The following is a 17,463-nucleotide window of genomic DNA, read 5'->3' as shown; positions in this document are numbered from 1 at the left end:
CTAGAAGTACCCCTCGCGCTTGCGGTCTTCCATCGCGGCCTCGGAGAGCTTGTCGTCGGCCCGGGTGGCGCCGCGCTCGGTGAGCCGGGAGGCGGCGATCTCGGCGATGACCTTCTCGATGCTGTCGGCGTCGGAGTCCACCGCGCCGGTGCAGGACATGTCACCGACGGTCCGGTAGCGCACCTGCCGCTTCTCCACGGTCTCCTCGGCCTTCGGGCCGCCCCACTCGCCGGCCGTCAGCCACATCCCGGCCCGCTGGAACACCTCACGCTCGTGCGCGAAGTAGATCTGCGGCAGCTCGATGCCCTCGCGGGCGATGTACTGCCAGACGTCCAGCTCGGTCCAGTTGGACAGGGGGAAGACCCGGACGTGTTCACCGGCGGCGTGCCGGCCGTTGTAGAGGTTCCACAGTTCGGGGCGCTGGCGGCGGGGGTCCCACTGGGAGAACTCGTCGCGCAGCGAGAACACCCGCTCCTTCGCTCGCGCCTTCTCCTCGTCGCGGCGGCCGCCGCCGAAGACCGCGTCGAACCGCTCGCTCTGGATCTTCTCGGTGAGCGGGAGGGTCTGGAGCGGGTTGCGGGTGCCGTCGGGGCGTTCGCGCAGCACACCGCGGTCGATGTAGTCCTGGACGGAGGCCACATGGAGGCGCAGGCCATGTGCGGCCACCACACGGTCGCGGTATTCGAGGACCTCGGGGAAGTTGTGTCCGGTGTCCACGTGCAGCAGCGAGAACGGGACCGGTGCCGGGGCGAACGCCTTCAGGGCGAGGTGGAGCATGACGATGGAGTCCTTGCCGCCGGAGAAGAGGATCACCGGCCGTTCGAACTCGCCCGCCACCTCGCGGAAGATGTGCACCGCCTCGGACTCCAGCGCGTCCAGGTGCGACAGCGCGTACGGGGTGCCCGTGCCCTCGCCGTGAGCCGCCACGGTCGTCGTCATGCCAGTCCCTTCCCGCTCAGCAGGGCGTACACGGACGCCGCGGACTCCTGCACGCTCTGGTGCTGCGACTCGATCCGCAGATCGGGTGCCTCGGGCTCCTCGTACGGGTCGTCGACACCGGTCAGCCCGGTCAGCTCACCCGCGGCCTGCTTGGCGTACAGACCCTTCACGTCGCGTACGGAGCACACCTCGACCGGGGTCGCCACATGCACCTCGACGTACGCGGTGCCGTTCTCCGCGTGGCGCTTGCGTACCGCGTCGCGGCTGTCCGCGTAAGGGGCGATCACCGGGACGAGCGCCTTGACGCCGTTGCGGGCCAGCAGCTCGGCGACGAAGCCGATGCGCTGCACGTTGGTGTGCCGGTCCTCGCGGCTGAAGCCGAGGCCCGCCGAGATGAACTCGCGGATCTCGTCGCCGTCGAGCACCTCGACGAGGTGGCCCTCCTCGCGCAGCCGGCCGGCCAGCTCGTACGCGATGGTGGTCTTGCCGGCACTCGGCAGACCCGTGAGCCAGACGGTGGCTCCGGTCGTCACGTTGTCCTCCTGGTTCGTCGAAGGCCCGGTGGTCGTCATCCGTGCAGTCCGCACTCGGTCTTGGCCCGCCCGGCCCAGCGGCCGGCGCGCGCGTCCTCGCCCTCCAGCACCCGCCGGGTGCAGGGGGCGCAGCCGACGGAGGTGTAGCCGTCCATCAGCAGGGGGTTGGTCAGCACGCCGTGTTCGGCGACGTAGGCGTCCACGTCGTCCTGGGTCCAGCGGGCGATCGGGGAGATCTTGACCTTCTGCCGCTTCTCGTCCCAGCCGACGACCGGGGTGTTCGCGCGGGTGGGCGACTCGTCGCGGCGCAGCCCGGTCGCCCAGGCCGTGTAGTTCGTCAGGCCCCGCTCCAGCGGCTGGACCTTGCGGAGCCTGCAGCACAGGTCCGGGTCCCGGTCGTGGAGCCTCGGCCCGTACTCGGCGTCCTGCTCGGCGACCGTCTGACGGGGGGTCAGGGTGATGACGTTGACGTCCATCACGGCCTCGACCGCGTCCCGGGTCCCGATGGTCTCCGGGAAGTGGTAGCCGGTGTCGAGGAAGACGACGTCCACGCCCTTGCGGACGCGGGACGCGAGATGCGCCACCACCGCGTCCTCCATCGAGGAGGTCACACAGAAGCCCTTGCCGAAGGTGTCCACCGCCCACTGGAGGATCTCCAGGGCGGAGGCGTCTTCGAGGTCACGGCCGGCCTGTTCGGCCAGCGCCTTCAACTCCGCGGTCGTGCGCTCTTCCTGAGCGGTGGTCATGACTGTTCCCCTCCGGCTTCGGACTGCTTCAGCCCCCGGGCGAGCAGCCCGAGGAACTTCAGCTGGAATGCGCGGTTGCAGGCCGCGCATTCCCAGGCGCCGTGACCCTCGTCATTCGGACGCAGGTCCTCGTCACCGCAGTAGGGGCAGTAGAAGGGAGCGGCACGCTCGCTCATGAGAGGGCCTCCTCGCCGGCGCGGGCGGCCCAGGCGGCGAACCGCTCGCCGTCCTCGCGCTCCGCCTGGAAGCGCCGCAGCACCCGCTCGACGTAGTCCGGCAGCTCCTCCGCGGTCACCTTGAGACCGCGGACCTTGCGACCGAACCCGGCCTCCAGGCCGAGCGCTCCGCCCAGGTGGACCTGGTAGCCCTCGACCTGCTCGCCCGCGTCGTTCAGGACCAGCTGGCCCTTGAGACCGATGTCCGCCACCTGGATACGGGCGCAGGCGTTCGGGCAGCCGTTGAGATTGATGGTGAGCGGCTCGTCGAACTCGGGCAGCCGGCGCTCCAGCTCGTCGATGAGCGAGCTGCCGCGCTGCTTGGTCTCGACGATGGCGAGCTTGCAGTACTCGATGCCGGTGCAGGCCATGGTGCCGCGCCGGAACGGGGACGGCTTGGCGGTCAGGTCCAGCGCCTCCAGGGCCTCGACCAGCGACTCGACCTGCGCCTCCACCACGTCGAGGATGATCATCTTCTGCTCGACGGTGGTCCGCACCCGGCCCGAGCCGTGCGCCTCGGCGAGGTCCGCGATCTTCGCCAGGGTGGCGCCGTCCACGCGGCCCACGCGCGGGGCGAACCCGACGTAGAAGTTGCCGTCCCGCTGCCGGTGCACACCGACGTGGTCGCGCCAGCGCTGGACCGGTTCGCCGGGGGCGGGGCCGTCGACCAGTGCGCGCTTGAGGTACTCGTCCTCCAGCACCTGGCGGAACTTCTCCGGGCCCCAGTCGGCGACCAGGAACTTCAGGCGGGCGCGGGTGCGCAGCCGGCGGTATCCGTAGTCCCGGAAGATGCCGACGACGCCGGCCCAGACGTCCGGCACCTCCGCCAGCGGCACCCAGGCGCCGAGCCGGACCCCGATCTTCGGGTTGGTGGACAGGCCGCCGCCGACCCACAGGTCGAAGCCGGGTCCGTGCTCGGGGTGCTCGACGCCGACGAACGCCACGTCGTTGATCTCGTGCACCACGTCGAGCAGCGGGGAGCCGGAGATCGCCGTCTTGAACTTGCGCGGCAGGTTGGAGAACTCCTTGCTGCCGATGTACCGCTCGTGGATCTCGTCGATGGCCCAGGTGCCGTCGATGATCTCGTCCTCGGCGATGCCGGCGACCGGCGAGCCGATCACCACACGCGGACAGTCGCCGCACGCCTCGGTGGTGGAGAGTCCGACCGCCTCGAGCCGGTTCCAGATCTCGGGCACGTCCTCGATCCGGATCCAGTGCAGCTGGATGTTCTGCCGGTCGGTGATGTCCGCGCTGCCCCGTGCGAACTCCTGCGAGATCTCGCCGATCACCCGCAGCTGCCGGGTGCTGAGCCGGCCGCCGTCGATCCGCACCCGCAGCATGAAGTACTTGTCGTCCAGCTCCTCCGGCTCCAGGACGGCGGTCTTGCCGCCGTCGATGCCGGGCTTGCGCTGGGTGTACAGGCCCCACCAGCGCATCCGGCCGCGCAGGTCGTTTGGGTCGATCGAGTCGAAGCCGCGCTTGGAGTAGATCGTCTCAATGCGTGTCCGCACATTGAGACCGTCGTCGTCCTTCTTGAACTGCTCGTTGCCGTTGAGCGGGGTGTGGTGCCCCATCGCCCACTGCCCCTCGCCGCGGTGACGGCTCACCTTGCGGCGGGGCGCGGAGGCGGCAGGGTTCTGTGGGGTGGCGGCCATGGCGATATGACGTCCTTCGGGACAGCGACGGAAGGGAGGCTCTGACCTGCGCTTAGGGGCGCATGGGGCATGTCTGCGCGGCGCTGCGCAGGGAAAGGGTCCGGGACAGGAGGGCGCGGCGGTGCTGTGCTCTCAGCCCGCCGGACAGATGGCGCTGGACATGCGGCCGAGGTCGACGTGCCGCCGACTCACCAAGGCGATTCCAGTTCCAGACATGACGGAAGCGTGTCACGCGGATCTCGGGGCAGTCCACCGTCGTCCGCGATACGGACCAAACTATTCTGCATACTGAGACAGAGTGTGGTGGGTCACGCCCCGTTTCACGCGGTGGTGCGCGCCCCGGGCCACGGTCCGGGCGCCGGGACGTCCGGCTGCTCCGCCACCTTGGTGTCGAACAGCCGGAACCCCCGCCGCTGGTAGTTGGCCATCGCGTGCTCACCGTCCAGACTGCACGTGTGCAGCCACACCCGCTTCGTCGGCGGCCGTTCGGCCCACCGCTCCGCCAGGTCCCAGGCGCGGGCGGCGCCGTACGACAGCAGGTGACCGCCGATGCGGCGGCCCCGGAACGCCGGGAGCAGACCGAAGTAGGCGATCTCCACGACCCCGTCGTCCTGCGGGTCGAACTCGACGTAGCCCGCCGGGGTGCCCCGGTCGTATGCGACCCAGGTCTCCACGCCGGGCCGCGCCAGGTACTGCTGCCAGCGTGCGTGGCTCCAGCCCAGCCGGTCGGTCCAGCGGATGTCACCGCCGACCGAGGCGTACAGGAAGCGGCTGAACTCGGGGGAGGGGACCTCGGCGCGGACGACGCGGACCGGGTACCCGTCCGGGGCGGCGGCGGGGCGGAGGTCGTCCGGGGAGGTCTGCTCCAGGGACCAGGTGGTCACGGCGATGCTGCTCATGCGGGCCAGGCAATCATCCCGGCCCCGGACATGTCGACAGCCGCTAGCCGAGCGACGCGTCGATCGAGCGCAACGGCACCGAGAACAGCATGCGGTCCGTGACCGACCACACCTCGCCCGTGTCCGGGGCGTAGGAGAGCGAGCCGGTGCCCTCGGACCAGCAGCGGTGCGAGGCGTCCGAGCCGCAGTCGGCCGCCCGCGCGCCCCTGGAGTCCTGGCGCCACAGGCTGCCGTGCCCGTCCATCGCGCCGGGCAGGTGCCCCACGTACCACTCGGAGCCCGTCGCGCCCGGCGGCCGGTACGACAGGACACCCCGGATCTCCGAGGCCCCGGTCCGGTAGGCCTCGACCGCGTCGGCCCGGCCGAAGGTGTCCGTGGCCAGCAGTCCGCCACGCCGTGGGTTCTCGTCGAACGCGTACCGCCACAGCCGGGCGTGCCGATCACCGCCGGCGGGCGTCCACTCGCCCAGGACCAGGCTGTCCGGGGCCGTCCCCCGGTCCACCGAGAGCGCGCCGGGACAGGGCGCGCCGGTCCGGGAGCAGGCCCCGTCGGTGAAGCGGTAGGAGCCCACGGCCGGCATGACGTACCGGAAGCCGTCGGCCGACCAGCCGCCGCGCACCCGGCCGATCGCCTCGCTCAGCACCGAGGTGCGCTGGATGCGGTTGAGGTCGTAGACGTAGAGCGCCTCGGCGCTGCCCTGGACGGTGGTGACCAGGAGCTTGTCCTCGTACCAGGCGAGGCCGGAGACCTGCGAGGTCAGACCCCGGTAGGTGCTGCCGTCGGCGCTGGGCACGGTCAGCAGGACCCAGGCGTAGGAGGGGTGGGCGGGGTCGTTGTCGTTGATCACCGCGACCCTGGCCAGGCCCCGGGAGGCGGCGGGGCCGGTGGAGGTGCTGTGCGTCCAGCCGGCCAGGACGACCCGGTTGGCGCCCCACAGGCCGTCGTCGTCCGCGTCGGAGGAGGTGGTCACCGAGGCCGGCTGCCAGTCGTCGGTGAGCGTGTCGGTGGGGTCCCAGCAGTACGCCTCGGCGGCGGCCGGGGTGACCGGCAGCGATTCCCGGTCGCCGGAGTCGCAGTCGGCCGCCCGGCGCAGGGTGTGGTCGGCCTCGGCCAGGACGTCGGCCACGCCGACCGTGCCGCCCATCGCCGAGGCGAGCCGGTCCAGCGAGCGGCGCGCCACGAGGTGTTCCTGGAGCTGCAGCCGGGCGGTGTCGGCGGTGGAGGTCAGTGGCTTGAGCGCGCCGGGATCCGCGGCGACCGTGGCCTGCGAGGCACTGACGATCGTGGCCGTCGCGGTGAGCGCCAGCGCGGTCCCGGCCAGGGCCGCGCGCAGCGCCGCACCCCGTCTGCGCCGCCGGTGTCTGCCGCGATGCTTCATGTGTCCTCCCGAGGCGGGCCAACTGCGCCTCATGGTCCGAGCGTTGACCAAGGAGCAGGTGGGGAGGCCCGTACCTCGGATGCTACGGCAGCCGGAGTCGCCGTACCTCGAAGACCGCGCAAATCCGCGGAAGATACCTCCTCGGATGCCCTGGATGCGGTAAATACGTCCGGTGGAACGGGGCGTTCAGCCGGGCCGGGTGCCCGCTGCCCGGCCCGCGGCCACGGCCGGGGCGGTCGAGTACGGCAGCAGGTCGCTCGGGTCGTCGGGGAGCAGCACCTCGATCTCGGCGTCCCCGCGGAAGCGGTACGGCCGGTGTTCCAGAAGGGCCCCGAGGTACCGCCGGATCCGGGACATCTCGGCGCGTACGGTCACCGTCCGCGAGGCGTCCCCGAAGACGTCCTCGGCCAGCCCGGCCGCGCTGCGCCCGCCTCGCCGCACCGCCAGCAGGTACAGCAACTCGGCGTGCCGGGGACTGAGTTCACGGGACCAGGAACCGGCGCCGACGCCGACCGTCACCGAGGGGCGGCGGGGCCTGGCCAGGTCGAGCACGAGCCGGCCCCCGCCCGCCGGCGCCGGCTCGTCCACCGCCCGCAGCAGCCAGCCCCCGGCCAGCGGCTCCACCGCGCACAGCCCGAGCGCGGGCAGCCACCTGCGGCCCGGGGAGAGCGACTTGGGCAGCGCGAGCCGCCGTGGATACGGCATGCCGGTGACCGCGGCGGTCCAGCCGTCGGCGTCCACCACCAGCGCCCGCCCGCCGAGCCTGGCCAGCACCGGAGCCGCCACCGCCCGCAGCCGCTCCAGCGCCTCCAGGTGCGTCTGACGCAGCCGGGCCTCGGCGAGCCTCGCCACCGAGCTCACCCAGGCCAGGGTGGCCGGATGCATCGTCTCCAGCGGGCCGCTGACGTCCACCACCCCGAGCAGGCTGCCGTCCCGGGGATCCGTGATCGGGGCGCCGGCACACGTCCAGGAGACGTGCGCGCGGACGAAGTGCTCGGCGGCGAACACCTGCACCGGCCTGCGCTCCACCACCGCGGTGCCGACCCCGTTGGTGCCGACGACGTCTTCGCGCCAGTCCGCGCCGAGTTCGAAGCCGACCCCGTCCGCCTTGCGCAGCACCGGCGAGGACCCTTCCCGCCACAGCACCCGGCCGTCGGCATCGGCCACCACCATGATGTGCTGCGCGGCGTCCGCGACCGAAAGCAGCCCCTCACGCAGGACCGGCAGCACGTCCTTCAGCGGTGACTCCTCGCGTCTGCGGCGGACTTCGTCGGCGGACAGCAGCCCCGAGCGCAAGCCGTGGTCGGGGTCGACACCGCTGCGCAGCATCCGTCCCCAGGACTGCTCGATCACCGGCCGGGGCGCGAGCCGCCCACGCTGTCCGGCGAGTCTGGCCTCGCGCACCTCGTTCAGCACCCGCGCCGCCTGCGCCGCGTCCTTCACGACGAGTCGCGCCACGTCCATCGGCGGGTTCCCCACTGAGGTCCTCCCGGATACGCCTCGAAAAGGCATCGCTGAGTCGCTGTCAAGCCGTCCGGGCGGCGGTTTCCGGTCCGACTGCGCGTCTCATACTGCCGTTTCACGGCGCCGGAGGCACACGGTCCGCACACAGTCACCGAGATGTTGCAACCCCTTGCAACCCTGGTGGACGGGCGGAGGGTGGCCGAAACTTGAGCCGACGCCGTGGCGTCAGCGGCCCGTCTCGGGCCGCCGAGGCGGGGGTGGTGCCGTGTCGGCGCAGCACCACCCCCGCCGCAGCCTGCGGCGCCTTGACCGTGCGCGGCAGGGGGCGGGCTGCCCGGTTCGTCGGCGGCTGACGGTGGTGGGGGGTGCTCGCGCAGTTCCTCGCGCCCCTTCAGGCAGGGCATGTCCCGTCGGTCAGACAGTCACCCGGGCCCGGTCCACCACCGCCGTGAGGTCAAGGCCGCTCGGCAGGGTGCCGAAAGTGGAGCCCCAGTCATTGCCGAGCCTCGATGCGCAGAAGGCGTCCGCCACCTCCGGTGGGGCGAAGCGGACCAGCAGGGAACCCTGGAGGACCGTCGCAAGCCGTTCCACCAGGCGCCTCGCGCGACCCTCCATGCCCTCCAGGTCGGCCAGTTGGGAGAAGAGGTCCTTGACCGCGCGGTCCAGGCGGTGGTCGGCGCCGTGGGCGCGGCCGATCTCCTGGAGGTAGGCGTCCAGCGCGCCGGGTTCGCGGTGCAGCGCGCGGAGCACGTCCAGGGCCTGGATGTTGCCGGCGCCCTCCCAGACGGAGTTGAGCGGGGACTCGCGGACCAGCCGGGGCAGACCGGACTCCTCCACGTAGCCGTTGCCGCCCAGGCACTCCGCGGCCTCCACGACCAGCGGCGCGCAGCGCTTGGTCACCCAGTACTTGGCGGCCGGCAACGCCAGCCGCAGCAGCGCCCGTTCGGACTCGCTGCCGTCGTCACAGGCGGCGGCCAGCCGCAGCGCGAGGGTGGTCGCGGCCTCCGACTCGACCGCCAGGTCGGCCAGCACGTTGCGCATCAGCGGCTTGTCGGCCAGCGGCCCGCCGAACGCCTCGCGGTGCGTGGCGTGGTGCACGGCCTGCACCACCGCCTGCCGCATCAGGCCCGCGGAGCCCAGCACGCAGTCGAGCCGGGTCGCGGCGACCATCTCGATGATGGTCCGGACCCCGCGCCCCTCCTCGCCCACCCGCCGCGCCCAGGTCCCGTCGAACTCCACCTCGGCGGACGCGTTCGACCGGTTGCCGAGTTTGTCCTTGAGTCGCTGGAGCAGGAAGACGTTGCGGGTGCCGTCCGCCAGGACCCGGGGGACGAGGAAACAGGTGAGCCCGGCCGGCGCCTGGGCCAGCACCAGGAAACCGTCCGACATCGGTGCCGAGCAGAACCACTTGTGGCCGGTGAGGGAGTACGTCCCGGCCTCGGCGAGCGGCACGGCTGAGGTCGCGTTCGCCCGTACGTCGCTGCCGCCCTGCTTCTCCGTCATGCCCATGCCGAAGAGGGCGCCGGCCTTCCGCGCGGCGGGCCGCAGCTCACGGTCGTAGATCATCGAGGTCAGCAGCGGCTCCCAGGCGGCGGCCAGCTCCGGCTCGGCGCGCAGCACGGGCACCGCCGCGTTGGTCATGGACAGCGGACAGCAGGTGCCGGCCTCGACCTGGGTCCAGACCAGGAACGCGGCGGCGCGCCGGACGTGCCCGGACGGCCGCGCCCAGCCGGTGGTCAGGCCCGCGCCGACGCCCTTGCCGAGGAGCCGGTGCCAGGCGGGATGGAACTCCACCTCGTCGATCCGGTGGCCGTAGCGGTCATGGGTGCGCAGCCTCGGCGGGTACTCGTTCGCCTGTGCCGCCCACTCCTGGACCTGCGCCGAGCCGGCCGAGGTGCCGATCCCCGACAGCTCGGCGCGCACCTCGTCGAGCAGCTCCGGGCCGGTGTGCCGCTCGACGGCCTCGGCCAGCGCCCGGTCGGCTCCGAACAGGTCGTACCCGGCCAGTGGGGGCGGCTGGTTGGTCACGGTGTGCGTGGTGTTGCCTGCCATGTAGGTGAACCTACCCAGGGCGGTGGTGGTGGTCTCCACCCTGACACGACGGCCCCGCTCAGCGCGCCCGCCCCGGCCGGTGCCCCATGAGGTGAGGACGGCCCCGGGCGGCGGATACCGTTAGGGCGTGCAGCCAGCAAGCGATACCCCCGAGCGGCCCTCCGGCCGCCTCCACCGGGCCCGAGCCCTCTACCGGAACGTCTCCAAGCGCAGGACGGCCTGGCTGCTGCTCAAGGACACCGTCAATTCCTGCATGGAGTACCGCATCCTCGGCCTCGCCGCCGAGGCCGCCTTCTTCACCCTGCTGTCCGTGCCACCGCTGCTGCTCTCGCTCATCGGACTGCTCGGCTACGTCGACGACTGGACCGGCGCCCACACCATCGCCAGCCTGGAGGCCAACCTCCTGGAGGCCTCCCGCACGGTCCTGTCCGACAAAGGCGTCAAGGAGATCGCCGAGCCGATCCTGAACGACGTGATGAAGGGCGGCCGCCCGGACGTCATCTCCATCGGCTTCCTGTTCGCCCTGTGGTCGGGCTCCCGAGCGGTGAACGTCTTCATCGACACCATCACCGTCATGTACGGCCTGGACGGCGTCCGGGGCATCGTGAAGACCCGGATCGTCTCCTTCCTGCTCTTCATCGCCGCGCTGCTGATCGGCTCGGTCGCGCTGCCGCTGATGGTGGCCGGTCCCGACGCGGTGGTCGGGGTGGTGCCCTGGTCGGAGACGCTCGTCCAGGTCCTGTACTGGCCCGTGGTGATCGTCCTGTCCATCGTCTTCCTGACCACGCTGTACCACGTCTCCGTGCCGGTGCGCTCGCCGTGGATCGAGGACGTGCCCGGCTCGCTGGTCGCCCTGGCCATGTGGGTCCTCGGCAGCTTCCTGCTCCGCATCTACCTGACCAGCACCATCGAGGGCGCGACGATCTACGGCTCGCTCGCCGCGTCCGTCGCCGTGCTCCTGTGGATCGGCGTGTCGGCCTTCGCCGTGCTGGTCGGCGCCGCCGTGAACGCCGCGATCGACCGGGTCTGGCCGGCCGCCGCGACGGCCGCGGCGCGGGCCGCCAACGAGCGGCTGCGGGAGGCCCAGGTCGCCGAGTACGTGGCTCGCGCGGCCGCGGCGCGGGAGGCCGATCCCGGCGATCCCGACGACCCCGACATGCCGTCGGAGTTCCCGGAGCGGTGGTCCCGGTTCCTGCCGCCGGAGGACGTCACGGCGCGGTTGCGCGCGCACGTGAAGAGCAGCCATCCGCCGCCGCGGAAGCCGGAGGCCTGAGGGCCGACGCCGGGTTCGGGGCGGGGGTTCGCGACGACGGCGGGGCGCGCGTTCGTCGTGGCTGGTCGCGCAGTTCCTCCGCCAGCCGAGACCTGTTGTTGGGGCACATCCCTCGGCTTGTGAATACGCAGAGTGATGACCGAGAAGAGGACTTCTCTTGCCCACTGTCATCTCCGCCGGTTTCAGACAGACTGGACCTGGCCGACCCCAGTCCGCCTCAACCGCCGGCCACGGGCCTGGAACCGATGGACGCGCAGGCCGCCTTTTTCGTGGGGTAGCCGTCCGCCGGGTAGATCACCGGCCCGCCGAGTTTCGCATGGCCGTCGGTGGCGGAGGACTCGCCGCTGTCGGGCTGCGCGTTGGGGAAATAGCAGGCCGCGAACCGGGTTGGCCTGGGGGTCTGTGGCACTGTGTCCTGCGCCGCCTGGTTCCACATCCGGTCCCAGGACGCCGCGCAGGAACGCGCCGCGTCCTGCGGATCGAAATCCTTCATGGCTTTGAGTGGCAGCTGGCTCAGGTCCGCCTCGGGCGACAGGGTGCGGGCGCACATGACATTGCGCCCGTCCTCGCCCCATGGCCCGAATGTGGCTACGGCAGCCGTTGTGGCGGCCCCGAGGAGGACGGCCGTGACCGTACCCACCATGAACAGGTTCCGGCGTCTGCCGGAACCGGCCGTGGCACGCGGCAGCTCGGTGCGGCGCAGGATCTCCCGCAGGACGGCCTGGCCGTCTGCGGACGCTGCCCAGCCTTCGGTGCCGTCGGGGCGCAGGGCGCGGATGGCGGCGAGGTCGGGCGCCTGGCCGTGCTGGGTGACGGTCTGCTTCATGCTGACTCCCGTTGGGTGAAGTGGGGCTGGGCAAGAGCGCCATGGATCGGCTGTGCATGGCCTGCACGGGGCAGCGCTGCCCTGAACCGTTTGCGCGCCCGGTGCAGGCGCACAGCGAAGGCAGTGGCCGTGCAGCCCACGACCACGGCCGCCTGTTTGGCCGTCAGGCCGTACCAGGCACTCAGCACGAGTACTTCCCGGTCCTGTTCAGAAAGCGCCGACAGCGCGGCGGCCACCTCGGCACGCGTTCCTATCGCGTCCCCGATCTCCGCAGCCCCTGTCCGGTCGGCCATCACCGCCAGGCGCTCGGTCAGTGCGCGGTGCCGCTGATCGGACCGCACGCGGTTGGCGAGCAGCCGCCGGGCCGAGGCGAGCAGCCACGGCAGGGCATCGTCGGGTACGGACCCGGACTTGCGCCAGGCCAGTACGAAGGTTTCCGAGAGGATGTCCTGTGCTGTCTCCCGGTCCGTACGGTGCAGCAGATACGCCAGGACCCGATCAGCATGAGCCGTATAGAGAGCCTCCAGGGCCCGGTGTCCGGCCGGGTCCCCGTACTCCCTGGCGGTTGTTCGTCGTCGTCTCACAGCACCTCCATGTTCCGTCCGTCAACGGCCGTCAGCCGGGAGATGTACGGCCGGGCCGGATCTCTTACAGCCTCTGACGGATTCAGGTCCGGGCCGTCTCGGCAGGCGCGTATTCCGGTTGGCCGCCGATCTCGGCCGCCCCACTGTCGGAAACCACCCGCAGGAAGGCGAAGCGCGCTGTCGTACGGGCCGGGCGGGATGTGGAGGGTGGCGGTGTCGTAGTCGCCGAAGCGCAGCACGTTGTCCCTGCGGTGCCGGCTGAGCGCGGCGATGTCGTCGGGGTTCACCTCCCGGCCTTGGGCGGCCGTCTGGCTCAGGGTGTCGGTCATGTCGGCGGTGGTGGAGAAGATGATGCTGTTGGCCATCAGGTCGAGGAACTTGACGGCCTTCTGCTGGAGTTCGGGATCGCGGGAGCGCAGGTAGCCATCTCCGCCGAAGTGCAGCCACTTCGTGTACCCGTTGTATGCCTCGGCCTTGTACGTTGCCCTGGTGATCTCCTCCCGCAGCTGTGGGTCCGACAGATGGCGGAGCACGACGATCGCCCGGACGGCGGCGCCGCCCCCCGCATCGCCGCCTCCGCAACCACGCGGGCCTCGCCCGGCCTGTGCCTCAGCTCCAAGCAGTCACGTACGGCGGAACGGTAGCGCTCCTCGCTCCGCTCGGAGTCCGTCTCCGGCACCGTCCCCACAGCGAGCCCCGCCTGATCGCACACGTGAGCCACGACCACCTCGGGTATCTCCCCGATCTTGGGGACACGGCCCAGCCGTGCCGCGGACCTCAGCATCACCAGCAGCGCCAGGACCCGCCCCGGGCGGTCATGCGTCCGCTCACGGGCCCACGCCACCTCCTCCACCGACGGGGTGAAGAACTCCCGCAACTCCCGTTCCGAGATCAGCCTCTTGAACCTCGGATACGCCGTCCGCTCCAGCGACGCCACACCAACCGGCCCACGCCCGACCGACTGACAGCGGTCACCATGGACAGCGACGATCCCGGTAGCGGGGCCAGGGCCAGATCACGGAGCGTATACACACTGACCGTATTCGATCGTCGCGCTCTGTCATGAAGCGGCGGCGATCACGCGTATCTCCTCCGCCCACCTGAAGGGGCGCGACTACGCTGGCGTCCGTGTACAAGGAGCGGGCGTCTCGGCTTCCCGGTGCGGTCGTGTGGGTGAACACCCCTGTCGGGGACGGGCGGGTGCTGCCCGACGGGTGCATGGATCTGCTCTGGCACGACGGGCGGCTGCTGGTCGCCGGGCCCGACACGCGCGCGTACGTCACCGGGGGCGGCGTAGGCGCGTGGGTGGGCCTGCGTCTCTGTCCCGGCACCGCGCCCGCCCTGCTCGGCGTCCCGGCGTACGAGCTGCTCGATCAGCGGGTCGAGCTGAGCGACCTGTGGCCGGCGGGGGACGTGCGGCGGCTGCGGGACCGGATCGCGGGTGCGGCCGACCCGGCCGCCGCGCTGGAGGAGATCGCCCTGGAAAGGGGTCTGCCTCCGGACCCCTCGCTGCGACGGCTGGTCGACGTCCTGGACGCCGGGTGGTCCGTGGCGGCCGCCGCCGGGGAACTCGGTCTCGGGGCACGCCAGTTGCAGCGCCGTAGCCGGGCCGCCTTCGGCTACGGCCCCAAGACGCTCGCCCGGGTGCTGCGGATGCAGCGGGCGCTCGCGCTCGCCCGGTGCGGGGTTCCGCTCGCCGAGACGGCGGTCCGGGCCGGCTACGCGGATCAGCCCCATCTCGCCCGGGACGTACGGGAGCTGGCGGGGCTGCCGCTGACCGGGCTACTCGGCGGGTAGCGGCGCGAACAGATCGACGCCATTGCCGTCGGGGTCGTGCACCGTGGCGTACCGCTGGCCCCAGAACGCGTCCCACGGCTTGAGCTCGCCGTGGTGACCGGCGCCGACCAGGTCGTCGTAGAGCGCGTCGACCTCGGCGGGGGAGTCGCAGCGGAAGGCGAGGGAGACCCGGCCGCCGTCGGACGGCGGGCGCCAGGCCGGGTGGAAGGAACGGATCGTCTCCTCCGTGTCCAGGGCGAGGACGAGCCCGCCGGGCAGCTCGGCCTCGACGTGCGGCTGTTCCTCGGCGCCCGGCGGGAAGGTGAGGCCCAGGCGGCGGTAGAAGGCGAGGGAGGCGGCCAGGTCGGAGGTGACGAGACCGAGCACGGCGCATCGTGGAGTCATGCCGTCACCGTAGGCGGCGGCCGGACGCCGGTCTTGAAGGAATCGGACACCCGGCCGGGGCTCCCGGTGAGCGGTGGAGCACCGGCTTCTCGGGGCGCCGAGAAAACCGCTCCCCTGTGGAACACCTGTGCGGCACGATGGGCGCATGATCCGTGCCGTGCGCGTCCTGCCGACCCTGCTGCTCGCCGCCGCCCTGCTCACCGGGTGCGGAACCGAGAAGGCGGGCCCCGGCGCATCCGGAGCTCCCGCCGATCCGGCCGAACTGGCCTCCAAGGCGGCGGCGTTGGGCATGGACCCGAAGCTGGTCTACGTCACCGAAGCGCCGGGCTTCACCCTGGCCCAGCAGTCCGTCGGTGTACAGGGCGACGACGGTTTCTCCGCCGCGTACGCGGACCGCACCGGTGCCGTCATCCACCTCTACACCGACCACCTGCGCTACGCGGGGCAGCACAAGTACGAGGTGTCGGAGAAGGACTGCGTGGTGTGGCTGGAGGGCGAGGGCGGGGTCTCCGGCGCGGTGCTGGGCAAGGCGCTGCGCGCCGTCCACCGCCCCACCGCCGCCGAACTCGACGCCCTGCTGCCGACCCCCGACCCGGCCTTCACCGACGACCAGCCGGTGCAGCGCGGTGACCTGCCTACCAACGGCGACGGCGGCCCGCCCGACAACAGCGTGCCCACACCGGGCCTTTGAGCCGGGCCCGGGGTGGGCGATCATGCGGGCATGGCCCTTCGACTGCTCGTCCACACCCGCACCGCCGGCTACCGGCACGACTCGATCCCCGACGCCGTGGCCGCCGTGGGGGAGTTCGCCGGGTTCGACGTGGACGTCACCGAGGACCCGGCCGCCCTCGATCGGCCCCTGGACGGATACGCGGCCGTCGTCTTCCTCTCCACCAGCGGCGAGATCCTGACGCCGGCCGGGCGGGCGCGGCTCGCCGCCTACGTGGCGGCGGGCGGAGGCTTCGCCGGCGTGCACGCGGCGTCCTGCACGGAGTACGACTGGCCGTACTACGGCGAGCTCCTCGGCGCCCGCTTCGACCGTCACCCCGAGTACCAGCCGGGCCGGGTGCTCGTCGAGGACCACGACCACCCCGCGACCCGGCACCTGCCCGCCGTGTGGGACGTCACCGACGAGTGGTACGACTTCCGCGACAACCCGCGCGGCCGGGTGCGCGTGCTGCTGCGCGCCGACGAGACGTCGTACGACGGAGGCGGGATGGGGGATGACCACCCGCTGGCCTGGTGCCGGGAGCAGGGGGCCGGACGGGTGTTCTACACGGCCCTCGGCCACGCCCGGGAGGCCTACCGGGATCCGGCCTTCCTGGCCCATGTCCGCGGGGGACTCGCCTGGGCCGCACGGCTCGGCCAGTGACGTTTCTCCGGTGAAACCGATCCGCCATCGGAGTGAGTAAAGGTCGCGCACGGAGATAGTCACGTGCGTATCTAGAGATGCTCTTGTCTTGGCAAAGGGCTGTAGAGACGCGGCGGCCGTCCGTGCCACCGCGCCACCCACCCACAGAGGAGCCGGACCTTGACTTACGGGAAGAAGCTGCGCGAGCAGATCGCCGGGCCGGGGACCACCCCGCTGATCGGCGTGTATGACATGTACTCGGCGTCGATCGCGGCCAAACACTACGACGGGATGTTCGTATCGGGCTTCGGCTTCGCCGCTTCGTACTACGGGCTGCCGGACATCGGGTTCATCGCCTGGCCCGACATGGTCGCCTTCGTCCAGCGGCTGCGGGGCGCGTTCCCGCACCACCATCTCCTCGTCGACATCGACGACGGCTACGTCGACCCCGAGGTCGCCTGCCACGTCGTGGAGGGCCTGGAGCGGATCGGTGCCTCCGGGGTGATCCTGGAGGACCAGAAGCGGCCGCGCCGCTGCGGACACGCCGACGGCAAGCAGGTGCTGCCTCTGGAGGAGTACCTGGACAAGCTGGACAAGGTCCTGCAGACCCGTCAGGACCTGGTCGTCGTGGCCCGCACGGACGCCACCGACGAGCACGACATCCTGCACCGCGCGGAGCGGCTCGCCGCCACCGACGCCGACGTGATCCTCGTCGACGGGGTGCGCAGCGAGGACTGGATCCGCCGCATCCGCAAGGTCGTCGGCGACAAACCGCTGCTCTTCAACCAGATCGCCGGCGGCAAGTCGCCCCGGCTCTCCCTCAGCGAGCTGGACGACCTCGGGGTCGACGTCGCGATCTACTCCACGCCCTGCCTGTTCGCCGCGCACGAGGCGATGGACTCGGCGCTGAGCGAGCTGAAGGCCGCGGACGGCCGGCTGCCCTCGGTCGACGCGGCCGGCGGTGTCGGCGTCAAGGCGTCCACCACCCTGCTGGAGCGCAACATCGCCCGGGAACGGCTCGACCAGCCCGAGCCCGAGGGTGTGGGCGTGTGACGCGGTTGCGCACCGCGGCGGCCCTCACGGCGGCGCTGCTCGGCGCTGCCGCGGCCCCCGCACACGCGGGCGGCAGCCTGATCACCGTGCTCGACAACTCGAACGCCGACTCCATCCTGGAGGTGGACCGCACGGCCAACATCCAGACCGGGAGAGGCACGGCCGGCAGCGACCACGACGGCAGCGCCGTGCACGCGATCCAGGCCCTGCTCGGAGAGCCGACCCAGGACGACGACGACTGAGGGACCGGCCGGTGGGGCACCGCGCGGGCCTCCGGGCGGGCCGCGCGGTGCGCCGCGCCCCGGGCGGGGCGC

General features: G+C 71.9%; 20 protein-coding genes and 1 pseudogene. 6 read left to right on the top strand and 15 right to left on the bottom strand.

Going from position 1 to position 17,463, the window contains the following annotated elements; translation table 11 throughout:
* The 10 genes from cysD to AB0M11_RS35195 all read right to left on the bottom strand — a co-directional run bounded on the left by cysD (position 1) and on the right by AB0M11_RS35195 (position 9,881).
* Positions 1-939, bottom strand: a complete 939-nt coding sequence (cysD, locus tag AB0M11_RS35240; RefSeq protein WP_365712227.1) for a sulfate adenylyltransferase subunit CysD — start codon at positions 937-939, stop codon at positions 1-3.
* Positions 936-1,511: an adenylyl-sulfate kinase gene (gene cysC / locus AB0M11_RS35235; RefSeq protein WP_365712226.1), complete on the bottom strand. Its 576-nt coding sequence runs from the start codon at positions 1,509-1,511 to the stop codon at positions 936-938. Before cysC ends, cysD begins: the two co-directional genes overlap by 4 nt.
* Positions 1,508-2,218, bottom strand: a complete 711-nt coding sequence (locus AB0M11_RS35230) for a phosphoadenylyl-sulfate reductase (protein ID WP_365712225.1) — start codon at positions 2,216-2,218, stop codon at positions 1,508-1,510. The genes cysC and AB0M11_RS35230 overlap by 4 nt, the downstream gene beginning before the upstream one ends.
* Entirely contained in the window at positions 2,215-2,394 is a 180-nt protein-coding gene (locus tag AB0M11_RS35225) for a hypothetical protein (protein WP_365712224.1), read from the bottom strand. The genes AB0M11_RS35230 and AB0M11_RS35225 overlap by 4 nt, the downstream gene beginning before the upstream one ends.
* On the bottom strand, positions 2,391-4,088 hold the full coding sequence (locus AB0M11_RS35220; protein WP_365712223.1) for a nitrite/sulfite reductase: 1,698 nt from the start codon (positions 4,086-4,088) through the stop codon (positions 2,391-2,393). The genes AB0M11_RS35225 and AB0M11_RS35220 overlap by 4 nt, the downstream gene beginning before the upstream one ends.
* 132 nt (positions 4,089-4,220) lie before the next feature.
* Positions 4,221-4,304 carry a putative leader peptide gene (locus tag AB0M11_RS35215; RefSeq protein ID WP_309500612.1) on the bottom strand — a complete coding sequence of 28 codons (84 nt, stop codon included), beginning with the start codon at positions 4,302-4,304 and terminating at the stop codon, positions 4,221-4,223.
* A gap of 104 nt (positions 4,305-4,408) precedes the next feature.
* On the bottom strand, positions 4,409-4,987 hold the full coding sequence (locus tag AB0M11_RS35210) for a GNAT family N-acetyltransferase (protein ID WP_365712222.1): 579 nt from the start codon (positions 4,985-4,987) through the stop codon (positions 4,409-4,411).
* Between the two features lie 43 nt (positions 4,988-5,030).
* Positions 5,031-6,365, bottom strand: a complete 1,335-nt coding sequence (locus AB0M11_RS35205; RefSeq protein WP_365712221.1) for a hypothetical protein — start codon at positions 6,363-6,365, stop codon at positions 5,031-5,033.
* Positions 6,366-6,551: 186 nt separating this feature from the next.
* Positions 6,552-7,829: a GAF domain-containing protein gene (locus AB0M11_RS35200; RefSeq protein ID WP_365712220.1), complete on the bottom strand. Its 1,278-nt coding sequence runs from the start codon at positions 7,827-7,829 to the stop codon at positions 6,552-6,554.
* Between the two features lie 414 nt (positions 7,830-8,243).
* Positions 8,244-9,881, bottom strand: a complete 1,638-nt coding sequence (locus tag AB0M11_RS35195; RefSeq protein ID WP_365712219.1) for an acyl-CoA dehydrogenase family protein — start codon at positions 9,879-9,881, stop codon at positions 8,244-8,246.
* 127 nt (positions 9,882-10,008) lie between these two features.
* Between AB0M11_RS35195 and AB0M11_RS35190 the strand changes: the two genes are divergently transcribed.
* Positions 10,009-11,154: a YihY/virulence factor BrkB family protein gene (locus AB0M11_RS35190; protein WP_365712218.1), complete on the top strand. Its 1,146-nt coding sequence runs from the start codon at positions 10,009-10,011 to the stop codon at positions 11,152-11,154.
* 217 nt (positions 11,155-11,371) lie between these two features.
* Here AB0M11_RS35190 and AB0M11_RS35185 read toward each other — a convergent pair whose 3' ends face one another.
* The 4 genes and pseudogenes from AB0M11_RS35185 to AB0M11_RS35170 all read right to left on the bottom strand — a co-directional run.
* On the bottom strand, positions 11,372-11,980 hold the full coding sequence (locus AB0M11_RS35185; RefSeq protein ID WP_365712217.1) for a hypothetical protein: 609 nt from the start codon (positions 11,978-11,980) through the stop codon (positions 11,372-11,374).
* On the bottom strand, positions 11,977-12,564 hold the full coding sequence (locus tag AB0M11_RS35180; protein WP_365712216.1) for a sigma-70 family RNA polymerase sigma factor: 588 nt from the start codon (positions 12,562-12,564) through the stop codon (positions 11,977-11,979). Before AB0M11_RS35180 ends, AB0M11_RS35185 begins: the two co-directional genes overlap by 4 nt.
* Positions 12,561-13,187, bottom strand: a complete 627-nt coding sequence (locus AB0M11_RS35175; RefSeq protein ID WP_365712235.1) for a Tn3 family transposase — start codon at positions 13,185-13,187, stop codon at positions 12,561-12,563. Before AB0M11_RS35175 ends, AB0M11_RS35180 begins: the two co-directional genes overlap by 4 nt.
* Positions 13,148-13,501 (bottom strand): annotated as a pseudogene (locus AB0M11_RS35170) (DUF4158 domain-containing protein); the annotation flags it as partial. The gene AB0M11_RS35175 and the pseudogene AB0M11_RS35170, both read right to left, overlap by 40 nt.
* Before the next feature lie 191 nt (positions 13,502-13,692).
* On the opposite strand from AB0M11_RS35170, the gene AB0M11_RS35165 reads away from it, so the two are divergent.
* A complete protein-coding gene (locus tag AB0M11_RS35165) occupies positions 13,693-14,361 on the top strand; it encodes a helix-turn-helix transcriptional regulator (protein WP_365712215.1) in 669 nt (222 codons plus the stop codon).
* Here AB0M11_RS35165 and AB0M11_RS35160 read toward each other — a convergent pair.
* The gene (locus AB0M11_RS35160; protein ID WP_365712214.1) at positions 14,347-14,745 is read right to left on the bottom strand and encodes a VOC family protein; all 399 of its coding nucleotides are present in this window, start codon (positions 14,743-14,745) and stop codon (positions 14,347-14,349) included. The two genes, AB0M11_RS35165 and AB0M11_RS35160, sit on opposite strands and share 15 nt — an antisense overlap.
* Before the next feature lie 145 nt (positions 14,746-14,890).
* On the opposite strand from AB0M11_RS35160, the gene AB0M11_RS35155 reads away from it, so the two are divergent.
* From AB0M11_RS35155 to AB0M11_RS35140, 4 genes are all read left to right on the top strand, one after another.
* Positions 14,891-15,436 (top strand): membrane lipoprotein, encoded by a 546-nt coding sequence (locus AB0M11_RS35155; RefSeq protein WP_365712213.1) that lies wholly within the window; start codon positions 14,891-14,893, stop codon positions 15,434-15,436.
* Between the two features lie 30 nt (positions 15,437-15,466).
* The gene (locus AB0M11_RS35150) at positions 15,467-16,117 is read left to right on the top strand and encodes a ThuA domain-containing protein (protein WP_365712212.1); all 651 of its coding nucleotides are present in this window, start codon (positions 15,467-15,469) and stop codon (positions 16,115-16,117) included.
* 159 nt (positions 16,118-16,276) lie between these two features.
* Positions 16,277-17,149, top strand: a complete 873-nt coding sequence (locus AB0M11_RS35145; protein WP_365712211.1) for an isocitrate lyase/PEP mutase family protein — start codon at positions 16,277-16,279, stop codon at positions 17,147-17,149.
* A complete protein-coding gene (locus AB0M11_RS35140) occupies positions 17,146-17,391 on the top strand; it encodes a hypothetical protein (protein WP_365712210.1) in 246 nt (81 codons plus the stop codon). Before AB0M11_RS35145 ends, AB0M11_RS35140 begins: the two co-directional genes overlap by 4 nt.
* Positions 17,392-17,463 lie beyond the last annotated feature (72 nt).

It is taken from the genome of Streptomyces sp. NPDC051987 (genome assembly GCF_040680735.1).
Classification (GTDB): Bacteria; Actinomycetota; Actinomycetes; order Streptomycetales; family Streptomycetaceae; genus Streptomyces.
The sequence above is the reverse complement of the archived record's forward strand: the minus strand, read 5'-3'. Positions and strand labels throughout refer to the sequence as shown.